This window comes from Psychrobacter cibarius (assembly GCF_904845955.1).
In the GTDB taxonomy this organism is placed as follows: Bacteria; Pseudomonadota; Gammaproteobacteria; order Pseudomonadales; family Moraxellaceae; genus Psychrobacter; species Psychrobacter cibarius_B.
Genome location: NZ_CAJGYX010000002.1, coordinates 39,669 through 60,031, shown reverse-complemented (window position 1 = coordinate 60,031; position 20,363 = coordinate 39,669). Strand labels below are relative to the sequence as shown.

Annotated in this window: 15 protein-coding genes and 1 pseudogene; 11 read left to right on the top strand and 5 right to left on the bottom strand. The window is 42.4% G+C overall.

Annotation, left to right across the window (positions count from 1 at the left end; all coding sequences use genetic code 11):
* Window positions 1-5 precede the first annotated feature (5 nt).
* The 3 genes from JMV76_RS03680 (at window position 6) to JMV76_RS03670 (ending at window position 2,988) form a co-directional block, all read left to right on the top strand.
* Window positions 6-467, top strand: a complete 462-nt coding sequence (locus JMV76_RS03680; protein WP_201501685.1) for a thiol-disulfide oxidoreductase DCC family protein — start codon at window positions 6-8, stop codon at window positions 465-467.
* 148 nt (window positions 468-615) lie between these two features.
* Window positions 616-1,689: a metallophosphoesterase gene (locus JMV76_RS03675; RefSeq protein WP_201501684.1), complete on the top strand. Its 1,074-nt coding sequence runs from the start codon at window positions 616-618 to the stop codon at window positions 1,687-1,689.
* 156 nt (window positions 1,690-1,845) lie between these two features.
* On the top strand, window positions 1,846-2,988 hold the full coding sequence (locus JMV76_RS03670; RefSeq protein WP_201501683.1) for a metallophosphoesterase: 1,143 nt from the start codon (window positions 1,846-1,848) through the stop codon (window positions 2,986-2,988).
* 124 nt (window positions 2,989-3,112) lie between these two features.
* Here JMV76_RS03670 and JMV76_RS03665 read toward each other — a convergent pair whose 3' ends face one another.
* Window positions 3,113-4,516: an alpha/beta hydrolase gene (locus JMV76_RS03665; RefSeq protein WP_201501682.1), complete on the bottom strand. Its 1,404-nt coding sequence runs from the start codon at window positions 4,514-4,516 to the stop codon at window positions 3,113-3,115.
* 454 nt (window positions 4,517-4,970) lie between these two features.
* On the opposite strand from JMV76_RS03665, the gene grpE reads away from it, so the two are divergent.
* Both grpE and dnaK read left to right on the top strand, forming a co-directional pair.
* Window positions 4,971-5,570, top strand: coding sequence for a nucleotide exchange factor GrpE (grpE, locus tag JMV76_RS03660; RefSeq protein WP_045453889.1), 600 nt, complete (start codon window positions 4,971-4,973; stop codon window positions 5,568-5,570).
* A gap of 192 nt (window positions 5,571-5,762) precedes the next feature.
* Complete coding sequence (dnaK, locus tag JMV76_RS03655; RefSeq protein ID WP_045447587.1) at window positions 5,763-7,706, top strand: molecular chaperone DnaK; 1,944 nt, start codon at window positions 5,763-5,765, stop codon at window positions 7,704-7,706.
* A gap of 108 nt (window positions 7,707-7,814) precedes the next feature.
* Here dnaK and JMV76_RS03650 read toward each other — a convergent pair whose 3' ends face one another.
* Window positions 7,815-8,624 carry a methyltransferase domain-containing protein gene (locus tag JMV76_RS03650; RefSeq protein ID WP_201501681.1) on the bottom strand — a complete coding sequence of 270 codons (810 nt, stop codon included), beginning with the start codon at window positions 8,622-8,624 and terminating at the stop codon, window positions 7,815-7,817.
* 74 nt (window positions 8,625-8,698) lie between these two features.
* Window positions 8,699-9,931: pseudogene (locus tag JMV76_RS03645) on the bottom strand (8-amino-7-oxononanoate synthase).
* A 306-nt stretch (window positions 9,932-10,237) separates the two neighbouring features.
* Here JMV76_RS03645 and JMV76_RS03640 point away from each other — a divergent pair.
* The 6 genes from JMV76_RS03640 to JMV76_RS03615 all read left to right on the top strand — a co-directional run bounded on the left by JMV76_RS03640 (window position 10,238) and on the right by JMV76_RS03615 (window position 15,308).
* Complete coding sequence (locus JMV76_RS03640; protein WP_201501680.1) at window positions 10,238-10,783, top strand: porin family protein; 546 nt, start codon at window positions 10,238-10,240, stop codon at window positions 10,781-10,783.
* Window positions 10,784-10,893: 110 nt separating this feature from the next.
* The gene (locus tag JMV76_RS03635) at window positions 10,894-11,436 is read left to right on the top strand and encodes a porin family protein (protein ID WP_045447596.1); all 543 of its coding nucleotides are present in this window, start codon (window positions 10,894-10,896) and stop codon (window positions 11,434-11,436) included.
* 209 nt (window positions 11,437-11,645) lie between these two features.
* Window positions 11,646-12,194, top strand: a complete 549-nt coding sequence (locus JMV76_RS03630) for a porin family protein (protein WP_087816351.1) — start codon at window positions 11,646-11,648, stop codon at window positions 12,192-12,194.
* A gap of 184 nt (window positions 12,195-12,378) precedes the next feature.
* The gene (locus JMV76_RS03625; RefSeq protein ID WP_201501679.1) at window positions 12,379-12,876 is read left to right on the top strand and encodes an NfeD family protein; all 498 of its coding nucleotides are present in this window, start codon (window positions 12,379-12,381) and stop codon (window positions 12,874-12,876) included.
* A gap of 15 nt (window positions 12,877-12,891) precedes the next feature.
* The gene (locus JMV76_RS03620) at window positions 12,892-13,752 is read left to right on the top strand and encodes an SPFH domain-containing protein (RefSeq protein WP_045447605.1); all 861 of its coding nucleotides are present in this window, start codon (window positions 12,892-12,894) and stop codon (window positions 13,750-13,752) included.
* A 164-nt stretch (window positions 13,753-13,916) separates the two neighbouring features.
* The gene (locus tag JMV76_RS03615) at window positions 13,917-15,308 is read left to right on the top strand and encodes an esterase-like activity of phytase family protein (RefSeq protein ID WP_201501678.1); all 1,392 of its coding nucleotides are present in this window, start codon (window positions 13,917-13,919) and stop codon (window positions 15,306-15,308) included.
* Window positions 15,309-15,587: 279 nt separating this feature from the next.
* Here JMV76_RS03615 and hemN read toward each other — a convergent pair whose 3' ends face one another.
* Window positions 15,588-17,129 (bottom strand): oxygen-independent coproporphyrinogen III oxidase, encoded by a 1,542-nt coding sequence (gene hemN, locus JMV76_RS03610; protein ID WP_374190039.1) that lies wholly within the window; start codon window positions 17,127-17,129, stop codon window positions 15,588-15,590.
* A 438-nt stretch (window positions 17,130-17,567) separates the two neighbouring features.
* On the bottom strand, window positions 17,568-20,051 hold the full coding sequence (locus JMV76_RS03605; RefSeq protein ID WP_201501677.1) for a penicillin acylase family protein: 2,484 nt from the start codon (window positions 20,049-20,051) through the stop codon (window positions 17,568-17,570).
* Window positions 20,052-20,363: the final 312 nt, after the last annotated feature.

The window sequence follows — 20,363 nt, the reverse complement described above, 5'->3', positions numbered from 1 at the left end:
GTAAGATGATTATCCAAAACCATATCAACAGTTATAGAGAGCAAGCACATTTATCCATCACCATGTATTACGATGATGCTTGCGTCATATGCAGTACCGAGGCACACAATATGCAAGTGCGTCAGCCCGAGAAGATACGCTTAGTTCCTGTGGAAGAGGGGCTTGATGAGTTGGCGGCCGCAGGATTCAGCCGTAAGGATGCGATGACGTATATGTGTATGCAAGACAGCTACGGCAATTGGTACACGCATATGGATGCCGTGCGGCTGCTCTACAGAACGGGCGGCGTGAAATTGTCAACGTTGTTATTTTTGCCAGTAGTCAAACAACTTGGTGACTTCGCTTATCCGTATATCGCGCGTAATCGCTATAGAATCCCGAATTGGGTGACCAAGCTGCTCTATGGCAAAGCGCTGATGCAGGCTTGTGAAAACGGCGTTTGTAAAATAGCACCAGATAAAAGTTAAAGTACGTTTTGTGGCAACCATTTAGTTTTGTGGCAACAGCACCTTGGGCGTAAAGCATATGAAGTTTTCGTGGAAAAAATGAGGCTATATCCAGAGCATCAAATTTTTCACGTAAGATAGCGTTATCTTTATCTAAGCAGACTTGATTATGTGGTTCTTTATTGTTTTCACTCAGTTGCTAGCTGTTATGACCAGCGTGCTTCTCTGCTGGTTTGTAAAGCCAAAAACGACTGCTGCAAAAGCTGCACTGATAGCTGTTGTCTTTATTATTAATAATAGTGCTCTCATTTATGGTTTGACTGAGTTTTGGTACGAACGCTTTTATGTCTATTTAGTCATCAGTATTTTGCAAGGTTTTATGTTTTATGCGGGTTTGATAACTGCTGTAGTTGCGCTCCTTGTCTATCGGCTCTTTAAACAAAAATCTCGTCTAATACTCTTGCGCGCTCTATCTGTCACGATTTATATAGCCATTGTTGGCTTAGCTATATTTAATGCCTACTCTCCCGAAGTACATCGATTGACGGTCACTACAGCTAAGCCGCTGGCTAAGCCAATGAAGATAGCGCTTGTCTCTGATACGCATCTGGGCAGATGGTTTGGCAATCGGCAGATAAAGAAAATGGTGCGCCTTATCGATGCGCAACATCCCGATGTCGTGGTTATCGCTGGTGACATTATGAATGACAATACCATTGCTTACGATAATACCAATATGCATGAGCAGCTATCAAAGCTAAAGGCGCCGCTTGGCGTCTATGCGACTTTAGGCAATCACGATTATTTCGGTTATGACCAACAGATCACACAGGCGGTGGAAGAGGCTGGCATCAAAGCGCTTGATAATGAGAGTGTGCTATTAGATGATTCAGTATGGCTGGTGGGGCGCTCAGATGATATCGATCGTACTAGACTGTCAGCCGAGGAATTATTGACGCAAGTAGACACAGATAAACCAGTGATATTTTTGGAACATCGTCCTAGCGCGATGGATGAGGTCAGCGCCCTGCCAGTCGATTTGCATCTGTCTGGACATACCCATGGCGGGCAGATATTTCCGTTAACGCTATTGATGGATTGGTTGACACCACTAAACTATGGTAGTAAAAAAATAGCCGATACGCAGTTTTTGGTGACCTCTGGTTATGGCATTGGTCCCGTACCATTTAGACTGGGAACGCGTTCTGAGATTTGGATAATTACGTTGCAGTCTGGTGTATGAGCCATTTAAATAAACAGTGTTACCCTAATGATAAAGCCTCTACTATATCTAAATGGTAGAGGCTTTTATTTGCTGTTAGGCTGGCTGATAGCTATTTTGCTTGTATTGTCAGCTAAAAACATACTGCATGGCTGCCATCATACTCAAGGATTTTTCATGCGCTACGCATTTTTTATCACCATTTTTGTGCTATTGCAGCTGTTTAGTTTTGGCGCTGCTCTAAGCGTGCAATGGTGGTTACAGCCTTGGCAGACAGCAGGTTTGCAAACTTCGGTATGGGTTATTGTATTCGTTATTACCAACGGTTTGCTGCTACTCAGTGTCAATAGAGCATTTAAAAATAGCTATCGCTGGATCAGTGGTTGGATGTTAGTTATGCATTTCATGCTATTGACGGCTTTAGTTACGAGTCTATTTTATGGTGGCTATTGGCTAATTACATCGCTAACTGGTGATGCGCTCGCTACACCGGCTACCGTCGATTTTGGGTTGCGCATATTGGCATTGGCAATATTTGTCGGGTTATTTGTTTACGCCTTATATAGTGCTTATGCGCCTGTAGTACGTGAGTTATCTATTGATATTGATAAACCTTTGACTAAGCCATTACGTATTGCGGTCGCTAGCGATTTGCATATCGGGAGACTGTTTGGCAGCGGTGCAATAGATAGGCTGCATCATCTTATGGTAAAAAATACAGCCGACATATTACTGATGCCAGGCGATATTATGGATGACAATACGCAAGCATTTACTGATTATAATATGGCAAAAAACTTGGCGGAGTTATGCGAAAGCCTGCCATATGGGGTCTATGCTACTTTAGGTAATCATGATTTATACGGGCATGAGCAGCCGATTGTCCAAGCGTTGCGTGCTGCTGGCGTGCAGTTATTAAATGATGAAGTAATCGGTATCGAGCATGAAGGTCAACCAATCTGGCTGGTTGGGCGTTTTGATAACCATAAAAGACAGCGGGTAGCCACAACCGATCTACTGGCTCAAGTTGATACTACACAGCCTGTAATACTGCTAGATCATAGACCAAGTGATATTGCTGAGCACAGTCAAATGCCGATTGATTTACAGCTCTCAGGGCATACTCATAACGGTCAAATATTTCCCGCCAACTTCATTGTCAGTGCCATCAACTGCTTGGGTTATGGCTATGAAGCCATTGGCAAAGGACACTTTGTGGTGTCATCTGGTTACGGCTTTTGGGGCATTCCATTTCGCTTGGGTTCGCGCTCAGAGATTTGGCTAATCACTGTGAATGGTCAGGTTGGAGATAACGTTTAAGCAAGTCATATTTAAGAAAACAATATTTAAGAAAACAATGCTTAAAAAGGTAACGTTTAAATAGTGGCAGTGCCATTCTATTTTATAAGTAAACAGGCACTCTCTTATACAACTGTATTGATAACTATGCCGCTAATTGTGACTGGGTATTGATAACGTCACGCACAAAACTCGCAAACCCTTTAATAATATCGCCTGTTTCTTGTCCGATACCTTGATGAATACTCATAAAATGAATAAAACCATGCGGCGCACCCAGAATGGTATGAGTCTCAACTGCTATACCATGCACCTTTAATTGCTTTGCATAAGCAAATGCTTCATCACGTAATACGTCTAATTCTGCGGCGACAATATAAGTCGGGCATACTTTACTATTATCACCAAGCATCGGACAGTTAAGGATATGCTGGCGTGGCAAGGGGCTGTTATCTAAACAAGCGGCATCAAATACAGCCACATCGGCATGATCCAATAATAATCCCTCACCATATAACTCCCAACTTGGATAATCCGTTTCGATATCCGTCACAGGATATAAAGGCATTTGTGCAAGTGGCTTTGGTAAGCGCTCTAATAAATCGAACATTTTTTGACCTGCACTGCCCAGATCTGACCATGCGACTTGCGAGGGCGCAGTAAGTTGCTGAGCAATCAAAGTGGACAATCCGCCGCCAGCACTATCGCCTGCTAGCACGATTCGCGAGGGTAAAGCACCTAAGGTATGGCAATGCTCAGCCAGCCAAGCGTAAGCAGTGATACAGTCTTTTAATGCGGCTGGTGCGGGATGCTCAGGCGCTAAGCGATAATCAACACTGACTATCGGCCAGCCCGTCTGCTCACAAACCGCGTGGCAAAATTCATGATGGGTATTGACATCACCAATACAAAATCCACCCCCATGAAAATATAACAGCACTGTTTCATCAGAATTATGAGTATCCGCTTTTTTGAACCCTAAGCCATGAGAGCTCACGTCTGATTGATAACAGCGAATGGTCATATCGCCATCATCAGCGTTGGCAATCACTTTGTCTTCCCAATGCACAAGCTTCTGATTTTTTTTCGTAAATCGCTTCATGTTGCCGATGATATTGTCACTTGCTTGCTGCCATACCTGCGGCGCTTGCATCGCCACGGCGTCAGTAGCGAACCTTTCGCGCAGCTCATGCATTGGTGTCAGCTCAAGAGGCGTTTTAAGCTTACTATTCACCGCGAGAATCAAACGCAGGTGAGCATCGGCGTGCAGATATTGTTTTGAGGTAGGTCCTTTCAAATAACCAACCAAGCTCTCTAATAGTGGCGTTGGCAGATAGCCGACTCCTTTCATGGCATAGTGCAAGGTATGCGGCTGGCAAGTCGTCAACGGGTTATAGCTAAGCACCTTTTGTTTGGCGGTCAAACGATTCTCTTGAGTGCCATTTTCTTCTCTTATACCATTATCTATACGATCTGTTGATGCGAGTTTTATCGTCATCAGCGCTTTATTTAATAGAGCGTTGATTGATAACACGGTTGATTTAGACATAACACTTCTCGTTAAGGATTGTCAGTATGCGTTGTCATATATGAGCGTTTACTTTGACATGAGCCATACTATTTGTAGCAATAATAGAGTAATCAAAAATAAAGTTGAGTATTGTTTGGTAATGGCTTATGTACCAACGGTAAGTTTTTTGGAATAAGTACTGCTTTCTTGTAGCTTGTGTTAACCAACATGGATAGCCATTTGCCACCTATGAAATTCTGTTTTGAGCACTTTAATATAGATTTAGGCAATATTTGTTGTAAATTAGAAAAATTCCCTTGGCTTAGGCTTGAAATTTACCTTCATCACCTTTATCAAACAGCTAGTAGAAGGTACTCATAACAACAATGTGTAAGACGGGTTAATTATTTAATAAGAGCACAGTATCCCTAGCAAATAGTGAGCTTGTTGCCTCTTATATAAATTGTCATTATTAAAATTCTAAGGAGCTATCATGAGCGAGCAAAATACCAACCACGAATCGCCTGAGCAAAATGTGGCGCATGACAATATTGAACACAGTGACAGTATTTTAGAAGAAACCATGAAAGAGTTTGATCCAAAGCATAACTCAGGTGAAGAGCTGACCATCGAAAATGAAATCGATCTCGACACCTTTAAAGCGCGCATCGCTGAACTAGAAGGTGAAGTGAAGCAAGCTAAAGAAGTCACCGCCCGTGCCAATGCCGAAGCTTACAATGCACAAAAACGCATGGAGCAAGAGGCGGATAAGAGTAAGCGTTTTGCCTTGCAGAAATTTGCCAAAGAGCTATTAGAAGTGGTCGATAATTTAGAACGCGCCATCGAAAGCGCCCATGCCGATGACCCTGTTACAGAAGGGGTGAGACTGACGCACAAAGCGTTATTGGATGTATTAAATAAGAACGGCGTCGAAATGGTTGACCCACAAGGCGAGAAATTCAACGCGGATCTGCATGAAGCTGTCGGTATCGATGAAGAAGCGGAAGCTGATACTGTCGGTACTGTATTACAAAAAGGTTATAGCTTGAACGGTCGTTTATTACGCCCAGCCATGGTACGTGTTGGACAGTAGTACTAAAAATTGGATTTTTAATGTGCTAAACCCTACTATTATTAAGGGTTTTCACAAAAAGTCACACGAAAGACAAATTTTGCATGATGATTGACTTGAAAAAATCCATAAGTAAACCGATATATATAGCAACAAGAGATCAACCACGGTCTGAATAGATAAATACTTAAAACAAATTAGGAGCAAATAATTATGGGTAAAGTAATTGGTATTGATTTAGGTACGACTAACTCGTGTGTCGCAGTGATGGAAGGTGACAAAGTCAAAGTCATCGAAAATGCTGAAGGTACTCGTACAACACCATCTATCGTTGCTTATAAAAACGATGAAATTTTGGTGGGTCAGTCAGCCAAACGTCAAGCGGTCACCAATCCAAACAACACGTTGTTTGCGATTAAGCGTTTGATTGGTCGTCGTTTTGATGACAAAGTCGTGCAAAAAGACATCGGCATGGTACCTTACAAAATCGCCAAAGCAGATAACGGTGATGCATGGGTAGAGATTAATGGTAAAAAATTAGCACCACCACAGGTTTCTGCTGAAATCTTGAAAAAAATGAAAAAAACAGCAGAAGACTATCTTGGTGAAACTGTTACTGAAGCGGTTGTAACCGTACCAGCTTATTTTAATGACTCACAGCGTCAAGCAACAAAAGACGCGGGTAAAATTGCGGGTCTTGATGTAAAACGTATCATCAACGAACCAACAGCTGCGGCTCTTGCGTACGGTATGGATAAGAAGCAAGGCGATAGCACGGTTGCTGTTTATGACTTGGGTGGTGGTACTTTTGACGTATCAATCATCGAAATCGCTGACGTTGATGGCGAGCAGCAGTTTGAAGTACTAGCAACCAATGGTGATACATTCCTTGGTGGTGAAGACTTTGACTCAGCATTGATTGATTATTTGGTTGATGAGTTCAAAAAAGACCAAGATGTCAATTTGAAAGGTGACTCATTGGCGATGCAGCGTCTAAAAGAAGCGGCAGAAAAAGCGAAAATTGAGTTATCAAGTGCCCAAAGTACTGAGGTGAACTTGCCTTATATTACTGCAGACAGCAATGGTCCTAAGCATTTGGTGGTCACTATCAGTCGCTCAAAACTTGAGAGCTTAACTGAAGAGTTGGTACAACGTACCATGGGTCCTTGTAAGATTGCGCTTGAAGATGCTGGCATAAAAATTGGTGACATCGATGATGTTATCTTAGTTGGTGGTCAGACTCGTATGCCACTGGTACAGCAAAAAGTACAAGAGTTCTTCGGTCAGGAGCCACGTAAAGATGTGAATCCTGATGAAGCAGTAGCGGCAGGGGCTGCGATTCAAGGCGCGGTATTGTCTGGTGAAAAAACAGACGTATTGCTACTTGATGTGACGCCACTAACGCTTGGTATTGAAACGATGGGTGGTGTCATGACACCAGTTATTGAGAAAAACACTATGATTCCTACTAAGAAATCACAGGTATTCTCAACGGCTGAAGATAACCAACCAGCTGTGACCATCCAGGTTTATCAAGGCGAGCGTAAAATCGCTAACCAAAATAAACAGCTTGGTCGTTTTGATTTGACGGATATTCCACCAGCACCACGTGGTCTACCGCAAATTGAAGTTACTTTTGACATCAATGCTGACGGTATCATGAATATCTCAGCAACTGACAAAGGTACGGGTAAAGCGCAAAGCATCCAGATCAAAGCAGATTCTGGCTTGACGGATGAAGAAATCGAGCAAATGGTTCGTGATGCAGAAGCCAATGCTGCAGAAGACGAAAAATTCGCTAACTTAGCGCAAGTTCGTAACGAAGCAGATGGTCGTATTCATGCGGTACAAAAAGCGTTGAAAGACGCTGAAGATAAGGTAACTGCTGAAGAAAAATCAACAGTAGAAGCTGCTATCTCTGAGCTTGAAGCGGTAATGAAAGAAGATGATCATGATGACATCAAAGCCAAGCTTGAAGCATTAGACAATGCCTTCTTGCCAGTTAGTCAGAAGATTTATGCTGATGCAGGCGCAGGTAGCGAGGGTATGGATCCAAGCCAGTTCCAACAAGGCGCGGACAATGCAGCAGATAGCAACCAAGCTGATGATGACGTCGTTGATGCTGAGTTTACTGAAGTAGACGAAGACAAAAAATAATTGTGATTTAGTAATTAAACGCAGTTAAAACAAAAAACGCATCCTTCGGGATGCGTTTTTTTATGGCTGCTATTTATAAGAAATATCCTACCACTCTATATCTTGTCTTCATGATTTAAAGGCACTCACTATCAGTACTTCATAAGTCAAATGAACGATAGGCTGACCGTCGTCATCTTGCGCCGAAAAATGTTGCCAATAATCAGACTCAAACTGTTGCAAGCTTGCCTTGGTCCACATAAAGGGCTGGGTGCTGTTGGCTTTTACTTGCGTCTGATTGGTCGATACGCCCGTCAATTTCATATGTTTTAGGATAGCGTAAGGACTGGCAAACGGTAACTCGAAACGCTGAGTAGACAGTTCAATTTTCTCAAAACCCGCACTAATTAGTGCCAATCGCCACTCAATGATATCGGGATAGTGAAGACCCTGATCCGTTAGAGTTTTTATTTGCAAAAAGTTATTTGGCGTAAAAGTGTTAAACAGCAGTTGACCTCCAGCTTGCAAACGGCGTGCTGATTGCGCAACAAAGTTTAAGGGATCATCAAACCACTGCACAGCATTGGCACTGATTATCAAGCTATGCTCATCCTCAAAGTCCATCGTTTCAGCATCGCCAATTGCTATGTCAGCATTGGGCAATATGGATTGTAAAGTAGCCGCTTGTTCAGCGCATAATTCATTGATTAGCCAATATTGACTTTGAATGTGTGCTGCGAGTAGGCGGGTCATTTGACCGGTTCCTGCACCGACTTCAAGCACACTGTCGTGTTCAGTGTGGGTGAGTTTGTCTATTAAATATTGACAGACTTGCTGCTGAATATTGGCATGCTGATCATAGTCGCTGGCATTGGCAAAATGACGAGCGATGGTTTGTTTTCTGGTGCTAAAGTTATCAGGCGTGGCGAGTGTTTTCATACGGTTTATTATATCCAAGTGAGCCAATTATCAATCGATAGCAGGACTGACGTCGCTGATGTATAACAACAGCGTTATAATTGTCTTATCAATTGTTCGCAGTCTTCATCTGTCAGCTTGGCATTCATCACCAAACGGATACGAGCGGTGTTTGTAGGCACAGTGGGTGGCCTGATAGGAAGGGCGTAAAAACCTGCTGCTTGCAATTGTTGTGCTTTGGCAAGCGTGCTGGCATTTTCACCCAAGATGTAAGGCACAATCGGTGAGTCATAGTGTGGATGCTGGGTGTTCTGGGACACACGGTATCTTGGGTCGATGACTTGACTAAGCTTGGTAGACAACCGCGCTAAATGCGCCCGTTGATTATTTAGCATTGGCATTTTTGCTAAAATAAATCGCGTCCATGCGTGATTGATAGGGGGTAATGCAGTACTAAAAATGAGTGGACGCATGCGGTTAATTAGCCATTGCTTGACGACATCATCGCACATGATATAAGCACCCACCGAGGCAAACGCTTTACCGAAAGTACCGACCAAATAGTCAATATCAGCCAATGTCTATGTTTCTTCCGCTAGCCCCAATCCTGTATGACCTAATACACCGATGGCATGAGCCTCATCGACATACAGTTCGATACGAGCATCGCTAGCCTTTAATTGTACCAGTTGACATAAATCCGCACGATCACCATCCATACTAAAGATGCTCTCAGTGACAATAATGATGCGTTCAATGTCTGGCGCTGCTTGCTCAATAAACGTCGCTAAATGTTCATAATCATTGTGACGATAACGACGATAGCTGACAAGTTTGCTTTGGCTCAAACGCAACCCATCGATAATGCTGGCATGTACCAGTTTGTCAGCCAGAACAAGTGTTTTGACTGGCAATGCTGTGAGGGCTGGCAATATACCAAGATTGGCATGATAGCCGCTATTCAATACCAACACCGATTTTGAGGCAGAGATATCACGTTTGCCAACAGCGGTTTGATACCATTCCTGCAACTCAGACTCTAGCGCTTGTAGCTGTACATCATTTCCAGTGAGCAAGCGTGAGGACGTCGCACTCATTTTAGGTATTTGTGCGACTGATAGCGGTGTTAGTTGACTGAGAAATTCGTTTTGTAATTCGGTGTCGCCGCCTAAGCCCAAATAATCGTTACTGGCGATATTGAGTAAGGTTTTACCCTCGCTAATAACGTATTGCCCATGATGTTGGAGATTGGGTAATTGACGATATTGTTGGGTGGCTTTGAGTACTGTAAGCGCTTCTTGTAGGCGGCTAGTTATACGTCCAGTCATTATTTTTACCTCAAAATATTCGGTTTCTCTTATTGTTTTATGCTTATTTCTGCTAGAAAGGCGATGAAATGAGTAGGGATTATTGCATAAACTCAGTGGTTGTAACAAAAGATTTCATATCTTTGCCTTTGTACCCAAGCACTGATAAATACTTGCAAATCTTAACTCTCATACCATCAAACACTGACAGACGACTTGAAATAGTTTGTTACTATATACCCATCGTTAGCAAACAAGGCGATAGGGCTATAAAAGCCAATATAAATAGATAACTTGTTTGTCCAAATTGATTTTAAGGAGCTAATAATGAAAACTCTACAAAAAACGCTACTTGCACTAGCAGCTGGTTCTTTGTTAACTGTTGGCGCACAGGCCGCTACTTCTTATAGCAACGGTTACACTGGTCAGCCGTATGTCGGCGTCAAAGTCGGTCAGTTTGATCTAGATGTCGACAATGCAGATGATCCAACTGCTTATGGTGTCTACGGTGGTTATAACTTCGATCAAAACTTTGGTGTCGAAGCAGAGTATATAGGTTCAGATGATGCTGATTACAGAAACGGTGATCTTGATGCCAAAACTTATGGCGCATATGGTACGGCACGCTACCAGTTCCCAAACACTGGCTTATACGCCAAAGGTAAGCTAGGGGTTGCTAAAACTGAAGTAGAAGGTGATTACACCGTTGGCCCAGTCAAAGTTTCGAGATCTAGCAGCGACACAGGTCTTGCTGGTGGTGTAGGTCTTGGTTACTCAGTGAATCCTAACTTTGGTGTCGAAGCTGAATACTCAATGATGGACAGTGATGTCGATGCCAAACTACTTACTGTTGGCGCTCAGTTGAAGTTCTAAAGCCAAAACGATTTATCAGCTAAACGAGTGAGAGAAGATGGCAATAATAATTTTTTCTCATCCAGATACCTTATAGACAAATAATTAAAAATATAACCCTAGGGAATACTATGAAAACTTTACAAAAAACGTTACTTGCATTAGCAGCTGGTTCTTTATTAAGCATGGGTGCACAAGCTGCCGTATCTTATGGCAACGGTTACACTGGTCAGCCATACGTTGGTGTAAAAGTCGGTCAGTTTGACCTAGATGTAAACGGTGCTGACAAGCCAACTGCTTATGGTGTCTATGGTGGTTACAACTTTGATCCTAACTTTGGTATCGAAGCAGAATATGTAGGTTCAGGCGATGCCGATTATTATAACGGTGATATCGATGCCAAGAGCTATGGCGCGTATGGTACTTATCGTTATCAGTTCCCAAATACTGCGCTATATGCCAAAGGTAAATTAGGTGTTGCTAAGACTGAAATCGAAGGTAACTATATCGTTGAAGACTCTAACAGAAAAACCATTTCTAACGACGATACCAGCCTTGCAGGTGGTGTAGGCCTTGGTTATTCGGTTAACCCAAACTTCAGTGTCGAAGCTGAATATGACATGTTAGGTAGCGACGCAGATCTAATGACTGTTGGTGCTCAGCTAAAATTCTAAGTTTTTGATTAGCAGTATGATAACTAAAAAACGCACCCTTTGAGGTGCGTTTTTTTGTACGATAAAAAGCACTGTAAGCGTCATTAAAAAAGAGTGCATTCGAAATAAGGTTCTGTTAATATCTCGAATTCGACAATAGTTCAGCTAACTTATATGCTCTGTTATTTTCATTCAGATGGTATTTTTAGTTTTATTTAACAGGAAGATATATGAATACTTTACAAAAAGCTTTGATCGCCCTATCAGTTGGCTCTTTATTGAGTGTCAGCGCGCAAGCGGCAGTTAACTATGCAGGTCAGCCGTATGTTGGTGTAAAAGCTGGTAAGTTCATGGTAGATGCTGATGATCTAGATGATCCTACTGCTTATGGTATTTATGCTGGTTATAACTTTGATCCTAACTTTGGTGCTGAAGTTGAATATGTAGGCTCTAGTGACACTGATATTGATACAGGTACCAGACTTCTTAAAGGTGAATATGACCTTAAAACTTATGGTGCTTACGGTACTTACCGTTATCAATTCCCTAATACTGGTTTATATGCCAAAGGTAAGTTAGGGTTTGCTAAAGCTGAGATTGATGCGTCTTTAAGTGACGTACTTGGAAACACTATTAGTGAAAGCGATAGCGATAGTGGTGTTGCTGGTGGTATTGGTTTGGGTTATAACTTTAACCCTAGCATGAGCGTTGAAGCTGAATATGATTATGTCGCTGAAGATATTACTCTATTGACTTTAGGTGCTCACATTAAGTTTTAATAAGTTGATTAAAGAAAAAAGAAACGATCGCTTTGGCGGTCGTTTTTTTATGCTCTAAGTTTTAATATGTGTTTCTAATATTTTTCGAAGTATACACGCCATATATTGATGATTTTTAAGAAATTATTAATACTAAAAATGTGCTACATTAAAAGTTAGAATGATAAAGATAGGGAATGTAGTGATGATGGAGATGCTGTGGATGATTGAACCTTGGCACTGGTTAGTCTTAGGTTTTATATTGCTGATCATTGAGATGTTTGTGCCGACATTCGCCAGCCTTTGGTTTGGTGCTGCTGCCATCATCGTTGCCGCGCTTTCGTGGCTATTGCCTATTTCTGTCTCTGTGCAAATTATTATTTGGTTGGTGCTTTCTGCCATATTCTTGTTGGCATGGTTCAAGTTTATTAAACCCTTATCAGTAGATCGCACCAAAGCAGGCTTGGGTGGTAGTGTTATCGTTGGTGAAACTGGCATGATTATCGTCCAGCCGCAGCCAGATAAAGCGGGCACTGTCAGATTCAGTGTTCCTATTGTTGGGGCAGCGGAGTGGATGTGCCGCACTACGGGTGAGCCGGTGGCGGTCGGCGATCGAGTGGTGGTGACCGATATTGTCGGTAATGAGCTGATTGTGAGCAGTATGAAATCGCAGGCAGCGATTAATAAAGACATGCAATTATAATAATAAGGATGAATTATGGAAAGCTTTAGCATTGTCATGGTGGTTTTGGTTGCACTGGTTGTCTTTACGGTTTTCAAAGGCGTTCGAATCGTGCCACAAGGCTATAAGTGGGTGGTGCAGCGATTGGGCAAATATAGCCAAACACTAGAGCCGGGTCTCAACCTTATTATTCCTTTCGTTGATGATGTCGCTTATAAAGTGACGACCAAAGACATTGTTCTTGATATTCCCTCACAAGAGGTCATTACGCGAGACAACGTCGTTATTATTGCCAACGCCGTGGCGTATATCAATATCGTGCGCCCAGATAAGGCCGTTTATGGCATTGAAGATTATGAATATGGTATTCGTAATTTGGTGCAGACGTCACTACGTTCAATTATCGGTGAGATGGATCTTGATAGTGCATTATCTAGCCGTGATGAAATCAAAATGAAGCTAAAGCATGCGATATCAGAAGATATTGCGGACTGGGGTATCACCCTAAAGACAGTAGAAATTCAAGATATTAATCCATCGCAAACGATGCAAGCATCAATGGAAGAGCAGGCAGCGGCAGAGCGTCTGCGCCGTGCGACAGTGACTCGTGCTGATGGTCAAAAGCAAGCTGCGATCTTAGAGGCAGATGGACGTTTAGAGGCGTCACGTCGTGATGCCGAAGCACAAGTGGTATTGGCGAGAGGTTCTGAAGAGTCTATTCGCTTGATTACTAATGCAATGGGCGAGGAAGAGATGCCTATTGTCTACTTACTTGGTGAGCAATATATTAAGGCGATTCGTGAGCTGGCAGAGTCTGACAATGCCAAAATGGTGGTATTACCTGCTGATATTTTAAGTACCATTAAAGGTATGGTGGGTGACAAGCTTAAGGTTTAATAAATAATGTGTAATCATGTGCTATAGCATTAACTCTTAAAATGGTCAGTGAGCTTATTAGGCGCTGGCTATTTTTTCGACTGTCAATTGTGCTGAATGCTACATCTAATAAATAACTCATATGGTTCGTTTAACAAGAATAAAATATATATCAGGGATAAAAAATGACGATACAAAGTATTAATACAGAAATTATTAAAATAAAAAACTTTATCCAAGGCACGGCACTACCATATACCGTGCTCGATGATACGCATATCAATGCTGCGTCTCCTGAGAGGAAGCTTGAGATTAGAGGGGGTGGTTTTGGCTCAGATGCAGCGGCTCATCCAACCAATGCCAATCAATTTTATGTGCTCACTGATCGCGGTCCCAATGCGGATTTCGAAGGTAGTGCAGGCAAAGGTAAACAGTTTTTAGTACCTGACTATACACCGCGCATCGGATTGTTTGAGCTACAAGCAACCGGGCAAATTATTAAGATCAAAGAGATACTGCTAAAGGACGCAAATGGCAATCCTATCTCTGGGCTACCGAATCCACAAGCACTCGGCGGAACTAATGAAGTCCCTTACGATGTCGACGGCCAGCCAATGACCATGAATCCCAATCTACCTTTTGATGCAGTGACCAATCCTATCAAAAACGATATCAATGGTTTAGATCCTGAAGGTCTTGCTGCGCTCACAGATGGCAGTTTTTGGATCAGTGATGAGTATGGTCCTCATTTGGTTCATTATAATGCGCAGGGGGTGGAGATTGAGCGTATTAATGCCTTTGCGAGCGATCAGCGCAATAATGTGATGGCTAATGGTCAGCCGATTTTACTACCAGCAGAATTTACCAAACGTCGTGCAAATCGTGGTATGGAAGCATTAACGATTACTCCAGATCAGAGCACACTGGTGGGTATTATGGAGTCTTCTATGGACAACCCTGATCAGTCAGGTCGTGTCGCCAGTTTGACGCGCATCGTCACTATCAATCTATACTCTGGTCAAATAGCACAGTATTTGTATCGTCTCGATCATGCTCATCATGTGACTTCGGGTATCGTTGCGATTAACAATCACGATTTTTATTTGATTGAACATGATCGCAAATTTCCGCTACAAGACAAGTCTGCGCAAAAGCTCATTTATAAAATTGATCTCTCGCAGGCGACTGATATTGAGAATATTTTAAATACAGATAATATCAAGCAAGATCATGTATTGGGTTTAACGATCAATGGACAAACGCTTGAGCAGCTTATTGCAGCCGATGAAAAAAATTGGCAATTGCTTAAGGAACTGGCAATCAAGCCAGTCAAGAAAACCTTGGTGGTCGACGTTCTCGCGACTGTAGAGTATCCGCATGATAAGTTAGAAGGTTTGTGGTTGCGTCAAGACGGCTCATTGGGTCTAATGAATGACGATGACTTTGCGATGACGGATTCAATGATTGCCAACGCTAAAAGCACAATTGAGCAAAAATATTTGGACAGTGAAAAAACAATAGAAGATGCAAATAGGCTATATATGGTAATGCCTTCTGAATGTGGTGATGGCTACTGAGTAGGCTAGGGCATGTCCTTAATTCAATTGATCATATCTAAACGGGCTAAAAATGGCTAAATTTTGCCAAACATCGTTAAATAGCACAGATAATATCCCGATATTATCTGTGCTATTTTCCTCGTTTGACTGCAATTTATCTCATTTTTATCACCATTTTTGAAATGAGGACACGCCCTAGAGGTATTTTTCGTCAATCATTAGCTTTATTAAACACCATAAAAAAGACCTCAATTGAGGTCTTTTTTATGACTGCTTTTAATTTATGGAACAACTCAATCAAATAACTTTTGAGAAACGATTCTTATGTTTTTTCTCAAGATATTCATCAAATACCATGGCGACGTTACGACCTAATAATCGACCTTTTGGTAGCACGCGAATACCAGCCGCATCCATATCGATGAGCTTGTCTTCTTGCATGGCGCCAAGCTGTTGAATCTCATTGATAAAGTAAGTGATGGCATCGATACCAAATTTTTGATTGACGTCTTTAAAATCGATATAGTCGTGACAGAGTAGATTCATAATCACATATTCACGCAAGCGATCTTTGATAGATGTTTTGATGACTTTTACCGCAGGCATGGCAGCCGAGTTACTTTGTGCAGCATCGATGCTCGCTTGATAAACTGATAAATCTGTATCATTTTGCAGAATATAGCGGGTATTGGCATTGGCAATTTGACTGATAGAGGAGACGCCGAAGCCCAATAAATCACAATCGCCCATGATGGTATAACCTTGAAAGTTACGATGCAGTTTGCCCTCACGCTGCGCCACGGCTAATTCATCATCAGGCTTGGCGAAGTGATCAATACCGATATATTGATAGCCAGCTTCGGTCAGCGTATTGATGGTATTGCCAAGCATTGTAAGCTTGGCTGCTGGGTCTGGCAAATCAGCTTCTTTAATCTGGCGCTGGGCCTTAAAACGTTCTGGCAAGTGTGCGTAATTGAATACTGACAAGCGATCCGGCGCCATCTCGATGATACGGCGCACCGTTTTATCTAAGGTTGCGGGTGTTTGATGCGGCAAACCATAAATTAGGTCGATATTGATAGAATGAAAACCTAAGTCACGCGCCTCATTTAACAAATTTTCAATGAGCTCTGCTGAATGTACACGGTTGACGGCGATTTGTACCGTTTCATCGAGGTCTTGTACACCTAAACTGACACGGTTAAAGCCAAGGTTACGCAATACTTTTAACGTCTCGCCACTCAGCTCACGTGGGTCAATTTCAATAGAGTAATCGCCTTTGTCTTCAGGTAAGAATTCAAACTGAGTTTGTAAGAACTGCCACAGTTGAACCATTTCTTCATCACGCAAAAATGTTGGCGTACCCCCACCCAAATGCAGCTGTTTAACGAGGGGTTTGCTACTACCTTCTGGGACAGATAGCAGGCGGCGTTTGTGCTTAATCTCAGCGATTAAATACTGTAAATAATCGCCTGAGTCGCTATTTTTCTTGGTAATAATTTTATTGCAAGCGCAGTAATAGCAGAGGTGACGACAAAAAGGAATATGAAAATATAAAGACAGTGGTGCACGAGCTTCACGGTTTTGAAGGATCTTTGCCTCAAGACCATCGGAGATGGGTGAGAACTCTAAAGCGGTCGGATAGGAGGTATAACGTGGTCCTGAACGATTGTATTTATTAATAATAGCTTCATCAAAGGCAGGTAGCTGCTTACTCGTCATACTGCCACGCGTACTGGCATAAGGACTTTCTGATTGCATAACAGGGCGTGTCGTGGTCGGTTGCTCTCCTGCACGATTGTAAGGTTGCTGAGTATTTGATTCTGAATGTTCTGTCATGCGGTACTCCTCGTTTTGACCTTGAGTATTACTGTTCTTACATCTCTAACGACCAAATATTTAAAAGCCAGTAGGTGTTTGATAGATCGTTAATAACCATAATAACTTTGTTATCAATAATAATTTTCACAGCGCTATCTGCTGCTAAATTGATAGCCATCAATAAGCACTAGTATAACAAATCCTTGTTTGCAGTGGGGTGGTCGGCGAGTTTTCTTACATACAAACTGTCTATGATAAGTCCATTTGATTTTGGCAATGATACTTATACCCCTCTTGCGGTTAGCTGGCTAAGTGCTGGCATCATGATGCATCGACGATATTCAAACAGATTGCTTCCATAAAGTAAAAAAGACCTCAGCATATATCTGAGGTCTTTTTATCACTAATTTAAGTTATCACTAATTTAAGTTATCACTAATTCAAGTTACGTCAAACTTATTCTTTTAGCTGGATTTTATTGCCAACGGCTTGCTTGCTAACGTCATTAGCATTGAAGGGTAAGCGAATCCATTCTTTAGCTGAGTAGCGACGACTCTGGTCACGATGGAACGGTCGAGTAGTATCAGAAGCTTGCGAGTAACCTAGTAAGGCTTCTGCTACAGGGCCAGCGCTATCAAAGGTAACGGTTTGCATATATGTTGGACCAAAATTAATGAGGTAGTTTGCGCCATCATTAGCGCTTGTGCCTCTCGTTTCTGCAACATTGAATACACCTTCACGACCAAAGCCACCATGCATAGCAATACGCTCGCCGTTTTTACTAGCATCAACGATATACTGCAAGTCAGATAAAGGCGCATCAAGAGCGATGTTTTTATCTTGGAAGAACTTAATGGAATCTCCTAAAGCAGTACGTGTATCCGCACTAATAATTAAACCACGAGGCGTATTGACTGGGTCTTTTGCATCAAATTTAACACTGAATATCGTATCCGTCGTTTCATTGAAATCCACATTACGCCAAAACTCTCTAAAGACATGAGCGCCTTTACTATCTAAATTATTACGACGATCCCAATTACTCAAGATATTACAAGCATTGGTTGCATCAATAGTAGAGCCACCCGTCAAAGGCATGCTAGCATTCGCTCGACAATCTGCTAATACGTCGTCGAGTACCAACTCAGCGACATAACTGCGGTTACCATAGACGACCTCTTGCATATTGTTTAAATTGAAGTTAGTACCGCCCAAGTTATCTTTATTACTGAATCGATCTTGTATTTGAACCAGTCCCATACGTGAGCGCATAAGCAATGGAACACCATCTGCTGGACTAGCACCTAAGAAGGGGGTTAAACGACGACGTAGGAGCGGTGAAAATCCAGTCAGTGGTTGCTCTAAATTACTTAACCAATAGCTATCGTTCGAGTTAGCAACATAATCATCGCGGATCAAGAAAGGTAAGTTTGAGCGCCCAAAGATTCCTGCTTGCGGTGAGTCTGTATCAACTCCCCATTCACAGGCAGCGTTACTACCATTCAGTGCTGGCAAGTCAGCGGCAATTAAAGCACCAAGGAAGGGGCCAGATGCAGCACTACTACAAGCTTCAAGCTTAGCTTTGGTCACATTTGGTACGGTTGAGATGTCAGCATAGAGTGCCTTACCATTACGGTCGGTAGCAATAGTATTAACAAACCCAAGACCAAGGACGCTTTGCATTCTATCGACTAAGTCCTCAACGCTCGTAGCCTTATTCATACTACGCCACTGATTGAGTGCTCTTGGGTTTTCAGAGGCGGCATCACGGATAGTATAAGCTAGATTATTAGCGCCCCATGCTGGTAATTGACCATTGAGTAAATTGACCGCTAACATAGGTCCATATTGTGAGACATAAATATTGTGAACCTGCGTCTGATTATTTGGTAGCTGAATAGTGACAGGAACGGTTTCGATATCGCGCTGCTCAGTCACACCAGCGCTATTAGTATAATTGTATTTGAGAGGATCTCCGTCAACTAGGCTCAGCTGATAAAGCGTAAAACGTTTGGCAGTGGATACGGTATGGCTCCATGCCACGTCTTTATTAAAACCGATGTTAGGGAAAGGCTGACCTTGTTGAGCCGCGCCCATCACATCCAGCTCACCTGGCATCGTTAAGTGAAATTGATAGAAGCGTTGGACGCCATCCCATGGCTCATGTGGATTGCCATACATGACCCCGCTATTAGTACCAGTCACCTCCTTACCAAAGGCATAGGCATTACTACCGCCACTCATCGCATTAATCGTATCCATATTGAATGCAGGTGCTGACTCTACGACAGGGTTTGCGACTGGAACACTACGCATTCTTGAGCTACCCTGAATGCCAGAAGTAGAGGGCGGTGCCGCTGCTACAATGGGACCGACAAAATTAGATAAGCCACCACGTAGATTGGCTTTACCGTAGACCGTCAATAAATCATCTAGAGTAATCTCTCGTACCCATTCAGCATTGGCACAAGCAGGATCGATATTAGCCACGCCTTTATCACGTAGATAACGGCTATAGCCTGCTGCATAACCTGTCACAGCATCAATGACTTCAGGGTCTTGAGCTGCTAAAAATTCAGCTTTTCGCTTGTCAGTGTTGTACCACGTATAAAAAGCATCGCTAGCCAAATTACCGTCAGCGCCTAGATACAGCATACTCTGACCGCTAGCGACTACAACTTCACGTGCTAGTGAGCAGAAGTTATCTTCTGCGAATGCATAACCGACGCCATAACCAAGGCCTTTGTAATCCTTTGCGGTGATGTGCGGTATACCGAACTCAGTACGCTGAATATCGGCTTCATAATTAGTGGAAGGTGGTATGACATCATCGTCATTGAAACTATTGTCGCTGTCTGAGCAGCCGAACAGTCCTAAGGATACTGCTACTGTCAGTAGCGTGAGTGTGGGCACACGCCGATTATGCATCTTTATGCTCATAAGTTTATCCGTCCATGGTAGTGGGTATTATATAAAGTAGGTGTTATATAAATCTGCAGCAAAAAGCCGCCAGCAAACTTTATATGATCAATAAAATCCTTTTATTGCCAATACTCTTGCTAATCTTTAATGCTTTGTAGTGCGATTAAAATTACTCAATACGTTAATAACATGGTTAACAGGTGTGAGAATCTTTGGATAATCTTTGGAGCAGCATAGCCGAATAAGACTGAGCGAAAGAGCATCCGTTTATCATATAACAACTGTTGATAATTATGCTAGTAAATAAAATGAGACAATAAAACACGACAT